This window comes from Sphingomonas sp., from assembly GCF_036387535.1.
Taxonomy (GTDB): Bacteria; Pseudomonadota; Alphaproteobacteria; order Sphingomonadales; family Sphingomonadaceae; genus Sphingomonas_R.
In genome coordinates, this window is sequence record NZ_DASVTO010000134.1 from 1 (window position 1) to 15,559 (window position 15,559).

Here is a 15,559-nt window from a genome sequence, read left to right on the forward strand (position 1 = left end):
CGCTGTTGATGGCGGCAGCGGCGGCATTCCTCGCCTATGCCGTGCCAGCGTCGATCGTGGCGCAGGGCACCGTCCGGGCCGGGATCGGCGCGGTGTCGTTCGGCTTGGCGGAGCGCGGCTTGCTGGCGCTGATCCTGGCGACGATCTGTGGCGGCGCGGTCTGGTGGCTGTTCGACGGCATGGAGCGGCCGCGCGGCCCGAAGGCCGAGTCCGAGCCCGAAATCGACCTGTTCGCGCCCGCTCCGACGCCGCAGTTGCGCCGGGCCGACGTGCATCCCGATGCGCCAGCGCGGCGCCCGTTGTTCGCCGCATCCGATCTGGGTGCGCCGATGGCCGACATCGCGGCGGGCACGACGCCGTTCGGCCGCCCGCCGCTGTTCGAGGATGCGCCGGCCGTGGCCCCGCCGCCGGTGGATGCGGTGGATGCGGACGATGCGGACGACATGCTGCTGCTCGACGCGCGCTACAGCATGCCGGCGGCGGATGACGCGCCGTTCGAGGCGATCTTCACGCCGGCCCCGGCGCCCACCCCCGCCACCACCCCGGCCCCGGTCAGCGACGATTCGATCGCGGGGATGATGGCGCGGCTGGAGCGCGGGCTGGAACGGCGAGGCGGCGTCGGCATGGCGCCGCCCGCGGATCGGCCGGAATTGCGTCAGGCGTTGACCGAATTACGCCGGATGACGGTAGGGCGCTGATCGCCCCCGATCACGCCGCGATCAGCGTCAACGCCGTGATCGTCAGCATCGCACCGTCCACCTGACCCTCGATATCCGCGAGCAGGTGGCCGCGCAGGGCGAAATCCAGGTCCGCCACACGCTCTGCCATTGCGGTTGCGGCGCCGGCATCGCCGCAATCCAGGAGCAGCCGGTGCTGCGTACCGCTGAAGGTCGCGCTGGCCCATGGGGTACGATGCTGTGCGTGCAGGATCGTGCCCGGTGGCAAATGCCCGAGCAGCGCGGCGGCGAGCAGGCGACCGGCATCCGGGCCGCGGAACGGCGCCATCATCATCGCGCCGCATCCTGCGCCGCGGGATCGTGGGCGGCGATATACGCGACGACCCGGTCAATGGTGCACGGGCGGGGTTCGCGACCGCGGCGCAGATCCATGACGAACCGCGGATCGCCGACCGCCTCCCGCCCGAACCGCGTCGGCGGCAAGCCGGTCCTGCGCAGATAGCGTTCGATAGTCGATAGAAGATGCACGCTCGTCGCTCCTTGGCCCGCTCCCATGTTCTTTATATGTTCCGCACGCATTCCTACTTGTCTAGGAAAATTCCTATCGATACAGCATGACCATGGATGCGCCGGATCCCCGCACGCTGATCGAGCGCCTGTGTCGCGAGCGCGGTGAGGATTTTGCCGGATTGTCGCGCCTGCTGGGGCGCAATCCGTCCTATGTGCAGCAATATGTTCGGCGCGGCAGCCCGAAGAAGCTGGACGAGGCGGATCGCGCGGTGCTGGCGCGTTATTTCGGGGTGGAGGAAAGCCGGCTGGGTGGGCCCGTTCCCTCCCCAGGGCCGATGCCGGCGACGCTGCGGATAGTGCCGATGCTGGATGTCGGTGCATCGGCCGGGCCGGGCGCGGAGGCGGGCGGCGAGCAGCGGACGGGCGGCATCGCCTTTGATGAACGCATGCTGCGCACCTTGGCGGGCGGCGATCCCGCGTCGCTGTCGATGATCCGCGTGCGCGGCGATTCGATGGCGCCGACGCTGGCGGACGGCGACAGCATCATGGTCGACCGCGCGGCGGCGTTGCGGCCGTTGCGCGACGGGATCCATGTGCTGCGGATCGACGACGCGCTGGTGGTGAAGCGGCTGGCGATGCTGGACGACGGCCGGGTGGCGATCCGCAGCGACAATCCCGCGGTGGCCGATCCGGGCATCCGCGCGCTGGCCGCGGTGGAGACGATCGGGCGGGTCGTGTGGGCAGGCGGCGTGATCGCCTGATCCAGGGGATCAGCGCCGCCGCTGGACCAGCCAGAGCGCCAGCGCGATGCCGAGCCCGAGGCCGAAACCGATCAGCAGCCCGAGCGTCGGCTGGCCGTTGCGCATGCCGATCAGCGCACCCGCCAGGGCACCGATCGCCAGAAAGATGCCGCCGGCGGCCTGCGGAGATTGGGTGGGCGATGTCATGACCCGTCATGCCACCGGTACCGCGTCGGCGCCAGCACCCGCCCGCACGCCGGACCGGCCGTCCCATCACGGTGCAGGCCGGTCCCGCCGCGGGACTGGTGAAGGGGGCCTTCATCGTCACATGCCTTATTCCGCGCCGAACAGGGCGGTTGGCACGCAATCTGTAGGGGCGGGGGAAAGCAGGAGATCCTTTTGACGCAGCCCCCCTTCATCCTGGACCGCATGACCATCGACAGCGCGACCGACCTGATGACCCGGTTCGGCGGTGCCGCCGGACAGGAAGCGGCGATTCGCGCGGCGGAGAGCCGCGACCGGGGCAATATCTATCATTTCTGCCGGTGGCGGCAGATCGAACGGATCGTCGCGGTGCTGGAGGATGCGGCGGTGCAGGGGACGATCCACTAGGCGGACCGGTCCGGCGCGGGCCGTGATGCGCCCGCCGGAGCCGCGCGGGCGCCAAATCGCGCTGGCGGCGGCGGAACAGCGCGGCTAGGCAGGAACCATCATGGCTTCCGTCCGCTTGCGGCCCCCCCACGCCTGTTTTGCGATGGCCGCGTTCCTGGTCCAGCCGGTCTGTGCCGCGGCGCAGGTGGCAGTACCGGATCCGGCCACGACGCCGACGCCGACGCCGGATGCACTGGACCCCAATTCGCCGCTGGCGCCGATGCCCGACCTGGGTGTCGCCTGGCCCGACCTGGCGGTGGGGGATCAGGGCGGGGCCGCGGTCACGGCGGCGGCGATGGTCGATGCGGCGGCGGAACAGCGCTACCGCGTGGCGATCGAGGGTCTCGACGGGATCGGCGACGCGCGGTTGCGGCCGCGGTTCGGCGCGGCGTCGGCGCTGGTGCAGGGGGCTGGATCGCCCGCCAACGTCGCGCAGATCGAACGCCGCGCGCGCGAGGACGAGGATGTCCTGGCCGAACTGCTGCGATCCTATGGCTATTATGACGCGGCGGTGCAGGCGCGTGTCGAAACCGATCCGGCGACGCGCCGGGTGGTGGTGACGCTGCTCGCCGATCCGGGCGAGGTCTATCGCTTTACCGACGTGACCACACCGGGGCTGTCGGCGGCCGGACCGAAGGCCGCCGGGCTGGCGGAAAGCTACGGCGTGACCCCGCAGCAACCGGTCGATGCGGAAAAGGTGATCGCGGCCGGCGACACGCTGCGGACCGCGCTGGGGCGGCAGGGTTTCGCGTTCGGAACCGTCGCGGAACCGGACGTGGTGGTGGATCATGAAACCCGCACTGCGACGCTGGCGATCGCGGTCAACCCGGGGATCGCCCAGAAATTCGGGACGATCCGGGTGATCGGCAACCCGCTGTTCACCGCCAAGCATCTGGGGCGGATCGCCAGGTTCGATCCCGGAGACCCGTTCGACGCGCGGTTACTGGAGGATTATCGGCGAGCGCTGATCCAGACCGGGCTGGTATCGACCGTGAAGGCGGTGCCGGTGGCGGGGGCGGCCCCGGATACGGTGGATATCGCCACCACGCTGGAACGGGCGCCGCCGCGGACGGTGGCGGGATCGGCCGGCTATGGCACCGGCGAAGGGATTTCGACCGAACTCAGCTGGACCCATCGCAACCTGATCGCGCCGGAGGGGGCCGTGACGGTCCGCGGCGTGCTGGGCACGCGCGAACAGCAGGCGGGCGTTTCGCTCCGCCGCAACAATTTCAAGGATCGCGACCGCGTGCTGACCGCGAACGTCACCGCGGCGCACATCAACCGCAACGCCTATGACGCGCGCACCTTCCAGCTGTCGGGCGGGCTGGAGCGGCAGAGCAACATCCTGTGGCAGAAGACCTGGACCTGGAGCGCGGGCGCCGAGTTCCTGGCGTCCGACGAACGCGACACGATCGCCGCGACCGGTGCGGCGCGGCGGCGGACCTTCCTGATCGCGGCATTGCCGGGGACGCTGGGTTATGATTCGTCCGACGACCTGTTGAACCCGACGCGCGGGTTCCGGCTGTCGGCGCGGCTGTCGCCCGAACTGTCGTTGCAGGCCGGGACGTTCGGCTATGCCCGGACGCAGATCGACGGCAGCGCCTATATTCCGGTGACGGCCAGGGTGACGATCGCCGGGCGGACGCGGCTGGGCACCATCGTCGGCGCCGAACGCGACCGGATCGCCCCGTCCCGCCGATTCTATGCCGGCGGCGGCGCATCCATCCGCGGCTATGGCTATCAGGCGGTCGGGCCGGTCGATGTCGACGGCGACCCCATTGGCGGGCGCAGCCTGACCGAATTCTCGCTGGAGGCGCGGGTCCGGATCGGCGACTTCGGCGTGGTGCCGTTCCTGGATGCGGGCAATCTCTACACGTCGCCGCTGCCGCGCTTTACCGGATTCCGGTACGGCGCGGGGATCGGCGCGCGCTATTACACCAATTTCGGGCCGATCCGGGTCGACCTGGGGACGCCGATCAACCGCCGTCGCGGCGATGCGCGGATCGCGTTGTACGTGTCGCTGGGGCAGGCGTTTTGAGCGAGCCGGACGTGCCGCCTCGGCCGGCGCGGTCGCCGCGGCGGCGGTTCCGCCCGCTCCGCTGGCTGGGCGGGATCCTCGCGACGCTGATCGCGCTGGTGCTGATCGCGATCTGGGCGATCGATACCGGACCGGGGCACCGCTTCCTGACCGACCGGATCGCGGCGTTGCCGATCACGTCCGGCCTGCGCATCCGGATCGGGCGGATCGACGGGTCGATCTGGAACCGCGCCACGTTGCGCGACCTGCGCCTCTATGATGTGCGCGGGCAGTTTCTGGAGGCGCCGGAGGTACGGCTCGACTGGGCGCCGGCGGCGTGGATGCGGAACGCGCTGGATATCAACATCCTGTCGGCGGAACTGGTGAAGCTGGACCGATCGCCGGTGCTGCGTCCGACCACGCAGGGACCGATCCTGCCGGCGTTCGACGTGCGGGTCGGGCGGCTGGCGATCGCGCGGCTGGAACTGGGTGCTGCGATTGCCGGCGGACGCGCGCGGGTGGGACGCGTGCAGGGATCGACCGAGATTCGCGACGGCCGCGCGATGGTCGCGCTGGACGCGGCGGTGACGGGCGGTGGCGACCGCGTGCGCGTCCGGCTGGACGCGCGGCCGGATGCCGACCGGTTCGATGTCGATGTCGCGCTGGACGCGCCGGCCGAGTCGGTGACGGGCGCGCTGGTGGGGACCCGTCGGCCGATCCTGCTGCGTGTCGCGGGCAAGGGGCGGTGGACCGCATGGGCAGGCCAGGCGCGCGCGACATTGGCGGGGCGCGACGTGCTGCGGCTGGGCCTGACCGCGGCGTCGGGGCGCTATGCCCTGTCCGGGCGGGCCGCGCCGGCGCCGTTCCTGCAGGGCAAGCTGCAACGCCTGTCGGCCCCCGCGATCGCGGTGGCGGGGACCGCGACGCTGGCGGACCGGCGGCTGGACGGCGGGTTGACGCTGCGCAGTCCGGCGCTGGCGCTGGATGCGAAGGGCGTGATCGACCTGGGTACCAGCCGGTTCCGCGACATGGTGGTCCGCGCGGACCTGCTGCGCCCGCCCGCGCTGTTCCCGAACATGACGGGGCAGAAGATCAGCCTGAAACTGCGGCTGGACGGGCCGTTCCGCACCGCGACGTTCGACTATCTGGCGACGGCGCCGCGACTGGCGTTCGATGCGACCGGGTTCGAGGATGTGCGCGCGCAGGGGCGTGGGCGGTGGTCGCGCTCGCCGGTGCTGGTGCCGATCCGGCTGACCGCGCGGCGGGTGACCGGCATCGGCGATGTCGCGGGCGGGATCCTGGCGAACCTGTCGGTGGCCGGCACGCTGAAGGCGACGGCGGCGCAACTGACCGGGACCGGGCTGGCGTTCGATTCGGACAAGCTGAAGGGCAAGCTGGCGTTGCTGGTCGACCTGACCACCGGGCGGTACGACGTCACCGTTTCGGGGCAGTTGCAACGCTATCTGATCCGCGGTCTGGGCATTGTCGACGTGACCAGCGACCTCAGCGTTGTACCCGATCCCAGCGGGCGCGGCACGCGGGTGGAGGGGCGCGGGCGGGCGTGGGTCCGGCGGCTGGACAATGCGTTCCTGGCCGGGCTGGCGGGTGGGTTGCCGGCGATCGACACGCGGCTGGTGCGCGATCGCGACGGCGTGCTGCATTTCACGAATCTGACGCTGACCGCGCCGGGGATCACGATCCGCGGCACGGGCATGCGCCGGCGCGACGGGACGTTCCAGCTGGCGGGCAAGGGCGTGCAGGCGCGCTACGGCGCGTTCGACCTGGGGCTGGACGGCGATATTGCGCGCCCGCGCGTCGACCTGCTGCTGCAGGCGCCGGCCGATCCGCTGGGCCTGACGATGGTGCGGGCGACGCTGGACCCCGATGATCAGGGCTATGCCTATCAGGCGGCGGGCGGATCGACCTGCCCGCCGCCGCGCCGGCGATCGTGCGGGTGGCGGCGCTGGATGTATCGGGCACGACCGCGAGCGGCGCGCTGCGATCCGATCCGGGCGGGTTCACCGGCACGCTGACCACCGCAGGCGGCGGGATCGACGGACGGCTGCTGTTCGCGCCGGCCGGCGATGTCCAGCGGATCGAGACGCATCTCGCCTTTTCCGGCGCGCGGCTGGCGGCGGCGGTGCCGGTACAGGTGCGGCGCGGCAAGCTGGACGCGGTGCTGTTGCTCGACCCGGCGGGACCATCGGTGGAGGGCACGGCGTCGGCGGCAGGGGCGCGGCGCGGCGATGTGTCGATCGCGCGGATCGCGGGCAGCGCGTCGCTGCGCGCCGGGCGCGGGACGGTGACGGCGTCGGTCGCGGGATCGCGCGGGCGCACCTTCGCATTCCAGACGACTGCACAGGTGACGCCGGACCGGATCAGCGTGCGCGGTGCGGGTACGCTGGACCGCAAGCCGTTGCGCCTGACCGCGCCGGCGATGTTGACGCGCACTGGCGACGGGTGGCAGGTCGCGCCGTCGACACTGGCCTATGACGGCGGGACGGTGACGGTGGCGGGCGGGTTCGGCACCGGCCGGGCCACGATCGACGCGACGCTGGCGCGGATGCCGATGTCGCTGCTCGACCTGCTCTATCCCGACCTGGGGCTGAGCGGGCTGGCGAACGGGACGCTGACCTACCGCGTGCCCGGCGGGGGGCAGGCGCCCACCGGGCGCGCCGACCTGCGGATCCGCGGGTTGACGCGGTCCGGGCTGGTGTTGTCGTCGCGACCGATCGATGTCGGGCTGGCGATGGTCCTGAACGAACGCGGGCTGGCAGCACGGTCGGTGGTGGCGAGCGCGGGCATGATCATCGGACGCGCGCAGGGGCGGATCGGGCCGTTGACGGCCGGAGCGTCGCTGTCGGATCGGATGCGGGCGGCGCCGATCTTTGCGCAGCTGCGCTATACCGGGCCGGCGGACACGCTGTGGCGGCTGACCGGAGTCGAGACGATCGACCTGTCCGGACCGGTCGCGGTCGGGGCCGATATCGGCGGGCGGTTGTCCGACCCGGTGATCCGCGGATCGATCCGCACCGATGGCGCGCGGCTGGAAAGCGCGGTGACGGGAACGGTGGTGCAGGGAATCGTGGCGGCCGGGCGGTTCAACGGATCGCGGCTGGTGCTCGACAGTTTCCGGGGCGCGACGCCGCGTGGCGGCAGCGTGTCGGGCCATGCCCTGTTCGAACTGGCGGCGGCCAACGGCTTCGGCATGGACATCGCGCTGGATGCCGACAAGGCGGTGCTGCTGGCGCGCGACGATATCGGCGCGACGGTGACCGGGCCGCTGCGCATCCAGTCCGACGGCGCGGGCGGTACGATATCGGGCACGGTGCGGCTGGATCAGTCGCGCTATCGCCTGGGTCGTGCGGCGGCAGCATCGATCCCGCGGCTGAAGGTGCGGGAGATCAACCAGGCGGACGACGCGCCGGACCTGCCGCCGCCATCGGCGCCGTGGCGGCTGAACCTGACCGCCGATGCGCGCAACCGGCTGGCGGTCAGCGGGCTGGGGCTGGACAGTGAATGGCGGGCGCGACTGGGGATCCAGGGCACCGTGGAAAGCCCGCAGATCACCGGACGTGCCGACATGCTGCGCGGCAATTACGAATTTGCCGGGCGGCGGTTCGACATCGACCGCGGGGCAATCCGTTTCCAGGGGGAAAGTCCGGTCGATCCGGCGCTGGATATCGTTGCCAACGCCAATCTTCAGGGGTTGAGCGCATCGATCCGGGTATCGGGCACCGGCCTGCGTCCGCAGGTCGATTTCACGAGCGTGCCGGCGTTGCCGGAGGATGAACTGCTGTCGCGGTTGCTGTTCGGGTCGTCGATCACCAACCTGTCCGCGCCCGAGGCCCTGCAACTGGCGGCGGCGGTCGCGTCGCTACGCGAGGGTGGGGCCGGGGGCATGACCAACCTGAACCCGATCAACGCGATCCGGCGCGTGGCGGGGCTTGACCGGCTCCGTATCCTGCCCGCCGATGTCGCGACCGGGCAGGGGACGTCGGTGGCGGCCGGCAAATATATCGGGCGGCGGACCTATGTGGAGGTCATCACCGATGGCCAGGGCTATAGCGCCACCCGGCTGGAGTTCCAGATCACGCGCTGGCTGTCGCTGCTGTCGACGATTTCCACCGTGGGCCGGCAAAGCGCCAACGTGCGGGTGTCAAAGGATTATTGAATGATCAGGCGGTGACGCCGACCGGTGCGTTGTGCGGGCGGAACAGCTGGCCCCGTTCCACGACGAACACCACGATCAGCGACAGGCATCCCGTCAGGAAGAACCCCGCCGCCACCGGAACCGTGGTGCCGTCGAAACTCTGCCCGATGCCGAGCCCGACCAGCGCGCCGGCGGTGGTCGACAGGAACCCCTGCATCGATGAGGCGGTGCCGGCGATGTGGCCGACCGGCTCCATCGCCATCGATCCGAAGTTGGAGGTCGCCAGCGCGAAGCATCCCATGGTGCCGGCCAGCAACACGGCGAAGCTGAGCACGGTTTCGTGCCCCGAGGCGGCCATCGCGAGATGCAGCCCGCTGATCGCGATGAAGGCGAGCAGCGCGGTGTGCGATACCAGGCGGGTGCCGAGGCGTTCGACAATCTGCGAATTGAAGAAGGAGCCGACCGCCATCGTGCCGGCCGTGGCGGCGAAGACGGTGGTGAAGATCGCCGGGCGGTGGAACACGTCGGTGAAGATCTGCTGCACCGAATTGATGTACCCCATCAACCCGCCCATCAGGAGCGACGTGGCTAGGGTGTAGCCAAGCGCATAGCGATTGGTGACGACTTCGCGCGCGGCGGCGAGGATCGATTGCACCGCGATCGGGCGGCGATAATCCGCATGCAGCGTTTCCGGCAGCCGGAAGAATCCCCACAGCACCACGGTGAGCGCGAATGCCCCGAGGAAATAGAAGATCCACGGCCATGGCCCGGCCAGCAGGATGATCTGGCCGATGCTGGGCGCCAGGATCGGAACCGCGAGGAAGACGATGAAGCTGAGCGACATCACGCGCGCCATCTGACGCCCGGAATAGCAATCGCGCACGATCGAAATCGCGAGCACGCGTGACGACGCCGCGACGATGCCCTGGATCAGCCGCGCCGCGATGATCGTCGCAAAATTGGTCGCGAAGGTTGCCGCGACACTGGCCAGCGCGAACAGGGTCAGGCTGACCAACAGCACAGGGCGACGGCCCACCCGATCGGACAGCGGCCCATAAGCAAGCTGCGCGGCGCCGAAGCCGAAGACATAGGCCGCGATGATGAACTGCCGCTGATTTTCGATGGTGATGCCGAGCGCGTCCGACATGGCCGGAAGCGCCGGCAGCATGATGTCGATCCCAAGCGCATTGACGGCCATCAACGCCGCCACGAACCCGACAAATTGTCGAAAGCCCATGCCGGGATGAGCCGGCCCGCCGTGGCGGGTGCTGGATGTAATCATCGATAGACCTTCGCTGCGTTGCAGCAAAATAGGCCCTGGCCAGCGGCGCTACAAGCCCCGCGCCGGCGATCGATCAGTTGCCGCTGCCAAGGACCTGCCCCGATGGCTGGCCGGCGTTGGACAGGGTGGTGCCAGCGGAAAGCCCGCTGACACTGGCGCTGCCGCTGGAAATCCCGCTGGCCGAAGACCCGGTGTAGCCCGCGCTGCCGGTGGCGAGACGTGTATCCAGCCGTGACGCGCTACCGAGCCGCGCACGGGAATTGACCCGCGCACTGAGCGACGATTGTCCGCCGATCGGCGTGCCGGGCTGTCCGAAGCTGGTGCCGCCGACACCCGGCAAGGCGGTGGTGCCGCCCGCCGTCGAGTTGCCCGACAGGCTGCCGCTGCCGAGACCGACGCCAAGGCTGGAGCCCGCGGACGTCGCGCTGCTGGTGCTTGCCCCGGGCGTGGTGCTGCCGGCGACCTGTGCGGTGGCGGGGGCGGTGGCAAGGAGCAGGAGGGAAGCGATGGCGGTGCGCTGCATGGACTGTCTCCGAAGGCGTTTCCCCGGCATAACCGTGCAGCGGCTGCGCAAGTTCCGGCGTGATCATTTTCCGGGCGCAATGAAAAACCCCCGATCCCGGGTGGGATCGGGGGTTGCGCCTTCCGGGACGTCTGGGGATCAGGCCGAGTAGTACATGTCGAATTCGACCGGGCTGGGGGTCATTTCCCAGCGCGCGACTTCGTGCCACTTCAGTTCGATATAGGCGTCGATCTGGTCGTCGGTGAAGACGCCGCCCTTGGTGAGGAAGGTACGGTTCTTGTCGAGCGTTTCGAGCGCTTCGCGCAGCGAGGCGCAGACCGTCGGGATGTTCTTCAACTCTTCGGCCGGCAGGTCGTAGAGATTCTTGTCCATCGCCTCGCCTGGATGGATCTTGTTGTCGATCCCGTCCAGGCCCGCCATCAGCAGCGCCGCATAGCAGAGATAGGGATTGGCGGTCGCGTCCGGGAAGCGGACCTCGACCCGCTTCGCCTTGGCGCCGGTGCCGTAGGGGATGCGGCACGATGCCGAGCGGTTGCGCGCGGAATAGGCGAGCAGGACGGGGGCTTCATAGCCCGGAACCAGCCGCTTGTAGCTGTTGGTCGACGGGTTGGTGAAGGCGTTCAAGGCCTTGGCATGCTTGATGATGCCGCCGATGAAGTAGAGTGCCAGGTCCGACAGCCCGGCATACCCGTTGCCGGCGAACAGCGGCGTGCCCTTGTCCCAGATCGACAGATGGGTGTGCATGCCCGAGCCATTATCTTCCTTGATCGGCTTCGGCATGAAGGTCGCGGTCTTGCCATAGGCATGCGCGACCTGGTGGACGACATATTTGTAGACCTGCATCCGGTCCGCGGTCTGTGTCAGCGTGCCATAGGTCAGGCCGAGTTCGTGCTGCGCGGCGGCGACCTCATGATGGTGCTTATCCATCGGCAGGCCCATTTCCAGCATGGTCGATACCATTTCGCCGCGGATGTCGACGGCGCTGTCGACCGGCGCGACCGGGAAATAGCCGCCCTTGGCGCGCGGGCGGTGGCCCATATTGCCGCCTTCATATTCGCGGCCGGTGTTGCCGGGCAGTTCGATGTCGTCGATCTTGTAATAGCTTGTGGCGTAGCTGTTCTCGAACCGGACGTCGTCGAACAGGAAGAATTCGGCCTCCGGCCCGATGTAGACGGTGTCGCCGATACCGAGCGACGCGGTGTAGGCTTCCGCACGCTTCGCCGTGGAACGCGGATCGCGGGCATAGAGTTCGCCCGACACGGGATCGACGATGTCGCAGATCAGGATCAGCATCGGGGTCGCCGAGAACGGGTCGACGTAGATGGCATCCAGATCCGGCTTCAGGATCATGTCCGATTCGTTGATCGCCTTCCAGCCCTCGATCGAGGAGCCGTCGAACATGAATCCATCATTCAGTTCGTCGTCGGTGACGACGTTCTGGCACATGGTCAGATGCTGCCACTTACCCTTGGGATCGGTGAAGCGGAGATCGACCCATTCAATCTCCTTGTCCTTGATCATCTTCAGAACGTCGGATGCCGTGTTGGCCATGTGATGCTTTCCCTTGCGTTCGCTATGCCGATCCGGCCGATGGTGCGGCCGCCCGGCTCCCCCTTTGATATCAGATCGCGTCCGAACCGCGTTCGCCCGTGCGGATGCGCAGTGCGGTTTCGACCGGCATGACGAAGATCTTGCCGTCGCCGATCCGTCCGGTCTGCGCCGCCTGTGCGATCGCTTCCACCACGCGGTCGGCCAGATGATCGTCGACGACGACCTCCAGTTTCACCTTCGGCAGGAAATCGACGACATATTCGGCGCCCCGATACAGTTCGGTATGCCCCTTCTGGCGCCCGAAGCCCTTGGCTTCGGTGACGGTGATGCCGGATACTCCCACGTCGTGGAGCGCCTCCTTCACCTCGTCGAGTTTGAAGGGTTTGATGATCGCTTCGATCTTCTTCATGGGCGTTCCCTCCCTAGAACGCGGGATCGCGTCCTTCAAATATCGTGCCAGCCCGGCAACCGCCGATCACAGGCGCGATGCTACCGCACTGCGGCGCGGATTGCCACAAAACAGGGCAGCGGCAGGCGGCATGCCGTTAAAATGGGCACCACCGCCAATTGGGCACCACCGATCGCCGGCGCGTTATATCGCCATGAACGAACGTCCGCCGGAGTGGCTGCACCCCCCCGACCTGAAGTCCGCCACCGCGATCCAGCGCGCGATCGCCGATGCCGTCGAACAGAGCGACCGCATCGGCCCGGTCCGGCGCGTGGCCGGGGCGGATACATCGATGCGGTGGCGTGACAGCCATGGCCCGATCCACGCCGCGATCGCGCTGGACGACGGCACGGTCGGCGGGGCGACGCGCATCCCGCCCTTTCCCTATGTTCCGGGCTATCTGGGGTTCCGCGAATGTCCGGCGCTGACGGCGGCATGGGAGACGCTGGTGGAGAAGCCCGACCTGATCCTGGTGGACGGACAGGGGCGCGCGCACCCGCGACGCTGCGGCATCGCATGCCAGTTGGGCGTGTGGCTGGACGTCCCGACGATCGGCGTGGCCAAGTCGTTGCTGTGCGGGCGGCAGGACGGCGTGCTGGGCGAGGCGGTGGGATCGACCGCGCCGATCGTCGACCGCGGCGAGGTGGTGGCGATGGCGCTCCGGCTGCGCGCGCGGGCGATGCCGGTCTATGTCAGCACCGGGCACCGGGTGTCGCTGGACAGCGCGGTAGCGCGGGTGCTGCGATTATCGGATGGACGGCGCATCCCGCCGCCGGTGCGGGCGGCGCATGAAGCGGCCAATGCGATCCGGCGTGCGGCGGGGGTGGAAGACAGCATTCTACCATGATCGTCATTCCGGCGAACGCCGGGGTCCCGTTGGGGTTGGCGGGGGCGCTTCACCTGAGCAAGGCCCGGCTTTCGCCGGGGCGACGGGATGGGACAGAGTTCGGGTATGACGGGACTGTGACGCCAGTTTCCCCCGCGCCCATGATCGGTTAGGGTGGCGGGCAGAAGAGGAAATCCGCGTTCCATGTCCGCCATCCCGACCGACCGCCCGACGACACCGCTGCTCGATCTCGCTGCGACACCCGAAGCGCTCCGCCGCCTGAAACCGGAACAGCTGCGACAACTGGCGGACGAATTGCGGCAGGAAATGATCTCCGCCGTGGGGACGACGGGCGGGCATCTGGGATCCGGGCTGGGCGTGGTCGAACTGACCGTGGCGCTGCATTATGTGTTCGACACCCCGACCGACACACTGGTGTGGGATGTCGGGCACCAGGCCTATCCGCACAAGATCCTGACCGGGCGGCGCGACCGTATCCGCACGCTGCGCCAGGGCGGCGGATTGTCGGGGTTCACCAAGCGCAGCGAAAGCCCGTACGATCCATTCGGCGCGGCGCATTCGTCGACGTCGATTTCGGCGGCGCTGGGCTTTGCGGTCGCCAACAAATTGTCGGATCGGCCCGGCAAGGGCATTGCGGTGATCGGCGACGGCGCGATGTCGGCGGGCATGGCCTATGAAGCGATGAACAATGCGGCGCAGGCGGGCAACCGGCTGATCGTGATCCTGAACGACAACGACATGTCGATCGCGCCGCCGGTGGGCGCGCTGTCGGCCTATCTGGCCAAGACGATCTCGTCCGGCAGTTTCATGTCGGTGCGCGAAGGCCTGCGCAAGCTGGCGCGGCGGATGCCGCGGCCGTTGCACAGCGTGGCCAAGAAGGCGGAGGAATATGCGCGCGGCATGGCGACCGGCGGCACCTTGTTCGAGGAACTGGGCTTCTATTATGTCGGGCCGGTCGACGGCCATAATCTCGACCAGCTGCTGCCCGTGCTGGAAAATGTGCGTGATGCGGAGACCGGCCCGATCCTGGTCCATGTCGTGACCAAGAAGGGCAAGGGCTATGCCCCGGCCGAGGCGGCATCCGACAAATATCACGGCGTGCAGACGTTCGACGTGGTGTCCGGCGTGCAGTCCAAGGCGCCGCCGGGGCCGCCCGCTTATCAGAACGTGTTCGGTGCGACGCTGACCGCCGAAGCGGCGCGCGATCCGCGGATCTGCGCGATCACCGCGGCGATGCCGTCGGGCACCGGGCTGGACAAGTTCGCCGGCGCCTATCCCGACCGCTTCTTCGACGTGGGGATCGCCGAACAGCATGCGGTGACGTTCGCGGCCGGTTTGGCGGCGCAGGGCATGAAGCCGTTCTGCGCGATCTATTCGACGTTCCTGCAACGCGCCTATGACCAGGTGGTGCATGATGTCGCGATCCAGAACCTGCCGGTGCGGTTCGCGATCGACCGGGCGGGACTGGTGGGCGCGGACGGCGCGACCCATGCCGGCAGTTTCGATGTCACCTACCTGTCGACCCTGCCCAATTTCGTGGTGATGGCGGCGGCGGACGAGGCCGAACTGGCGCATATGGTGCACACGATGGTGGCGCATGACGGCGGCCCGATCGCGGTCCGCTATCCGCGCGGCAACGGCACCGGAGTCGCGATCCCTGCGGAACTGCAAAGGCTTGAGATCGGGCGCGGGCGGGTGGTGCGTGAAGGCAAGAAGGTCGCGATCCTGTCGCTGGGCACGCGCCTGACCGAAGCATCCAAGGCGGCGGATCAGCTGGATGCGATGGGACTGTCGACGACGGTGGCCGACCTGCGGTTCGCGAAGCCGCTGGACGAGGATCTGATCCGGCGGCTGCTGACCACGCATGACGTGGCGGTGACCGTGGAGGAGGGCGCGGTCGGCGGGCTTGGCGCGCATGTCCTGACGCTGGCGTCGGACGAAGGGCTGATCGACGGCGGGTTGAAGCTGCGCACGCTGCGCCTGCCCGATATCTTCCAGGATCATGACAAACCCGATCGCCAATATGCGGAGGCGGGGCTGGACGCGGACGCGATCGTCGCGACAGTGACGGCGGCGTTACAGCGCAATTCCGGCGGGCTTGCGGAGGGTGCGCGCGCCTGATTATTGGTTTCTTCCTAAAATATTTCTGTCCTACTTGGT

15 protein-coding genes are annotated in these 15,559 nt (G+C 68.8%); 8 read left to right on the forward strand and 7 right to left on the reverse strand.

The features are described 5' to 3' along the window. The coding region (locus VF649_RS12515) for a hypothetical protein (RefSeq protein ID WP_331012290.1) at nucleotides 1-698 on the forward strand (698 nt) is incomplete at its 5' end. Nucleotides 699-708: 10 nt separating this feature from the next. Here VF649_RS12515 and VF649_RS12520 read toward each other — a convergent pair. Then, complete coding sequence (locus tag VF649_RS12520; protein ID WP_331012291.1) at nucleotides 709-1,008, reverse strand: hypothetical protein; 300 nt, start codon at nucleotides 1,006-1,008, stop codon at nucleotides 709-711. Then, complete coding sequence (locus tag VF649_RS12525; protein WP_331012292.1) at nucleotides 1,008-1,205, reverse strand: hypothetical protein; 198 nt, start codon at nucleotides 1,203-1,205, stop codon at nucleotides 1,008-1,010. Before VF649_RS12525 ends, VF649_RS12520 begins: the two co-directional genes overlap by 1 nt. A gap of 92 nt (nucleotides 1,206-1,297) precedes the next feature. Between VF649_RS12525 and VF649_RS12530 the strand changes: the two genes are divergently transcribed. Continuing rightward, nucleotides 1,298-1,948 carry a S24 family peptidase gene (locus tag VF649_RS12530; protein ID WP_414713678.1) on the forward strand — a complete coding sequence of 217 codons (651 nt, stop codon included), beginning with the start codon at nucleotides 1,298-1,300 and terminating at the stop codon, nucleotides 1,946-1,948. A 9-nt stretch (nucleotides 1,949-1,957) separates the two neighbouring features. Here VF649_RS12530 and VF649_RS12535 read toward each other — a convergent pair whose 3' ends face one another. Then, on the reverse strand, nucleotides 1,958-2,134 hold the full coding sequence (locus VF649_RS12535) for a hypothetical protein (RefSeq protein ID WP_331012294.1): 177 nt from the start codon (nucleotides 2,132-2,134) through the stop codon (nucleotides 1,958-1,960). 192 nt (nucleotides 2,135-2,326) lie between these two features. Here VF649_RS12535 and VF649_RS12540 point away from each other — a divergent pair, with 192 nt between their 5' ends. The 4 genes from VF649_RS12540 (at nucleotide 2,327) to VF649_RS12555 (ending at nucleotide 8,769) form a co-directional block, all read left to right on the forward strand. Then, on the forward strand, nucleotides 2,327-2,539 hold the full coding sequence (locus tag VF649_RS12540; RefSeq protein WP_331012295.1) for a hypothetical protein: 213 nt from the start codon (nucleotides 2,327-2,329) through the stop codon (nucleotides 2,537-2,539). 100 nt (nucleotides 2,540-2,639) lie between these two features. Further along, a complete protein-coding gene (locus VF649_RS12545; RefSeq protein ID WP_331012296.1) occupies nucleotides 2,640-4,616 on the forward strand; it encodes an autotransporter assembly complex protein TamA in 1,977 nt (658 codons plus the stop codon). Between the two features lie 11 nt (nucleotides 4,617-4,627). Next, entirely contained in the window at nucleotides 4,628-6,628 is a 2,001-nt protein-coding gene (locus VF649_RS12550) for a hypothetical protein (protein ID WP_331012297.1), read from the forward strand. Continuing rightward, on the forward strand, nucleotides 6,550-8,769 hold the full coding sequence (locus tag VF649_RS12555) for a translocation/assembly module TamB domain-containing protein (RefSeq protein ID WP_331012298.1): 2,220 nt from the start codon (nucleotides 6,550-6,552) through the stop codon (nucleotides 8,767-8,769). Before VF649_RS12550 ends, VF649_RS12555 begins: the two co-directional genes overlap by 79 nt. Nucleotides 8,770-8,773: 4 nt before the next feature. On the opposite strand, the gene VF649_RS12560 is transcribed toward VF649_RS12555, so the two are convergent. From VF649_RS12560 to VF649_RS12575, 4 genes are all read right to left on the reverse strand, one after another. After that, nucleotides 8,774-10,030: a multidrug effflux MFS transporter gene (locus VF649_RS12560; RefSeq protein ID WP_331012299.1), complete on the reverse strand. Its 1,257-nt coding sequence runs from the start codon at nucleotides 10,028-10,030 to the stop codon at nucleotides 8,774-8,776. Nucleotides 10,031-10,103: 73 nt separating this feature from the next. Beyond that, complete coding sequence (locus VF649_RS12565) at nucleotides 10,104-10,553, reverse strand: hypothetical protein (protein ID WP_331012300.1); 450 nt, start codon at nucleotides 10,551-10,553, stop codon at nucleotides 10,104-10,106. A 138-nt stretch (nucleotides 10,554-10,691) separates the two neighbouring features. Next, nucleotides 10,692-12,104 (reverse strand): type I glutamate--ammonia ligase, encoded by a 1,413-nt coding sequence (gene glnA, locus VF649_RS12570; RefSeq protein WP_331012301.1) that lies wholly within the window; start codon nucleotides 12,102-12,104, stop codon nucleotides 10,692-10,694. A 70-nt stretch (nucleotides 12,105-12,174) separates the two neighbouring features. Continuing rightward, nucleotides 12,175-12,513: a P-II family nitrogen regulator gene (locus VF649_RS12575; RefSeq protein ID WP_331012302.1), complete on the reverse strand. Its 339-nt coding sequence runs from the start codon at nucleotides 12,511-12,513 to the stop codon at nucleotides 12,175-12,177. A 193-nt stretch (nucleotides 12,514-12,706) separates the two neighbouring features. Between VF649_RS12575 and VF649_RS12580 the strand changes: the two genes are divergently transcribed. Together VF649_RS12580 and dxs are read left to right on the forward strand one after the other, a co-directional pair. Next, a complete protein-coding gene (locus VF649_RS12580) occupies nucleotides 12,707-13,399 on the forward strand; it encodes an endonuclease V (protein ID WP_331012303.1) in 693 nt (230 codons plus the stop codon). Between the two features lie 183 nt (nucleotides 13,400-13,582). Continuing rightward, entirely contained in the window at nucleotides 13,583-15,520 is a 1,938-nt protein-coding gene (gene dxs, locus VF649_RS12585; RefSeq protein ID WP_331012304.1) for a 1-deoxy-D-xylulose-5-phosphate synthase, read from the forward strand. Nucleotides 15,521-15,559: the final 39 nt, after the last annotated feature.

Coding starts and splice junctions, on each gene's coding strand:
- VF649_RS12520 (WP_331012291.1), bottom strand. CDS start 1,008: ATGATGGCGCCGTTCCGCGGCCCGGATGCCGGTCGCCTGCTCGCCGCC.
- VF649_RS12530 (WP_414713678.1), top strand. CDS start 1,298: ATGGATGCGCCGGATCCCCGCACGCTGATCGAGCGCCTGTGTCGCGAG.
- VF649_RS12535 (WP_331012294.1), bottom strand. CDS start 2,134: ATGACATCGCCCACCCAATCTCCGCAGGCCGCCGGCGGCATCTTTCTG.
- VF649_RS12545 (WP_331012296.1), top strand. CDS start 2,640: ATGGCTTCCGTCCGCTTGCGGCCCCCCCACGCCTGTTTTGCGATGGCC.
- VF649_RS12560 (WP_331012299.1), bottom strand. CDS start 10,030: ATGATTACATCCAGCACCCGCCACGGCGGGCCGGCTCATCCCGGCATG.
- VF649_RS12565 (WP_331012300.1), bottom strand. CDS start 10,553: ATGCAGCGCACCGCCATCGCTTCCCTCCTGCTCCTTGCCACCGCCCCC.
- glnA (WP_331012301.1), bottom strand. CDS start 12,104: ATGGCCAACACGGCATCCGACGTTCTGAAGATGATCAAGGACAAGGAG.
- VF649_RS12575 (WP_331012302.1), bottom strand. CDS start 12,513: ATGAAGAAGATCGAAGCGATCATCAAACCCTTCAAACTCGACGAGGTG.
- VF649_RS12580 (WP_331012303.1), top strand. CDS start 12,707: ATGAACGAACGTCCGCCGGAGTGGCTGCACCCCCCCGACCTGAAGTCC.
- dxs (WP_331012304.1), top strand. CDS start 13,583: ATGTCCGCCATCCCGACCGACCGCCCGACGACACCGCTGCTCGATCTC.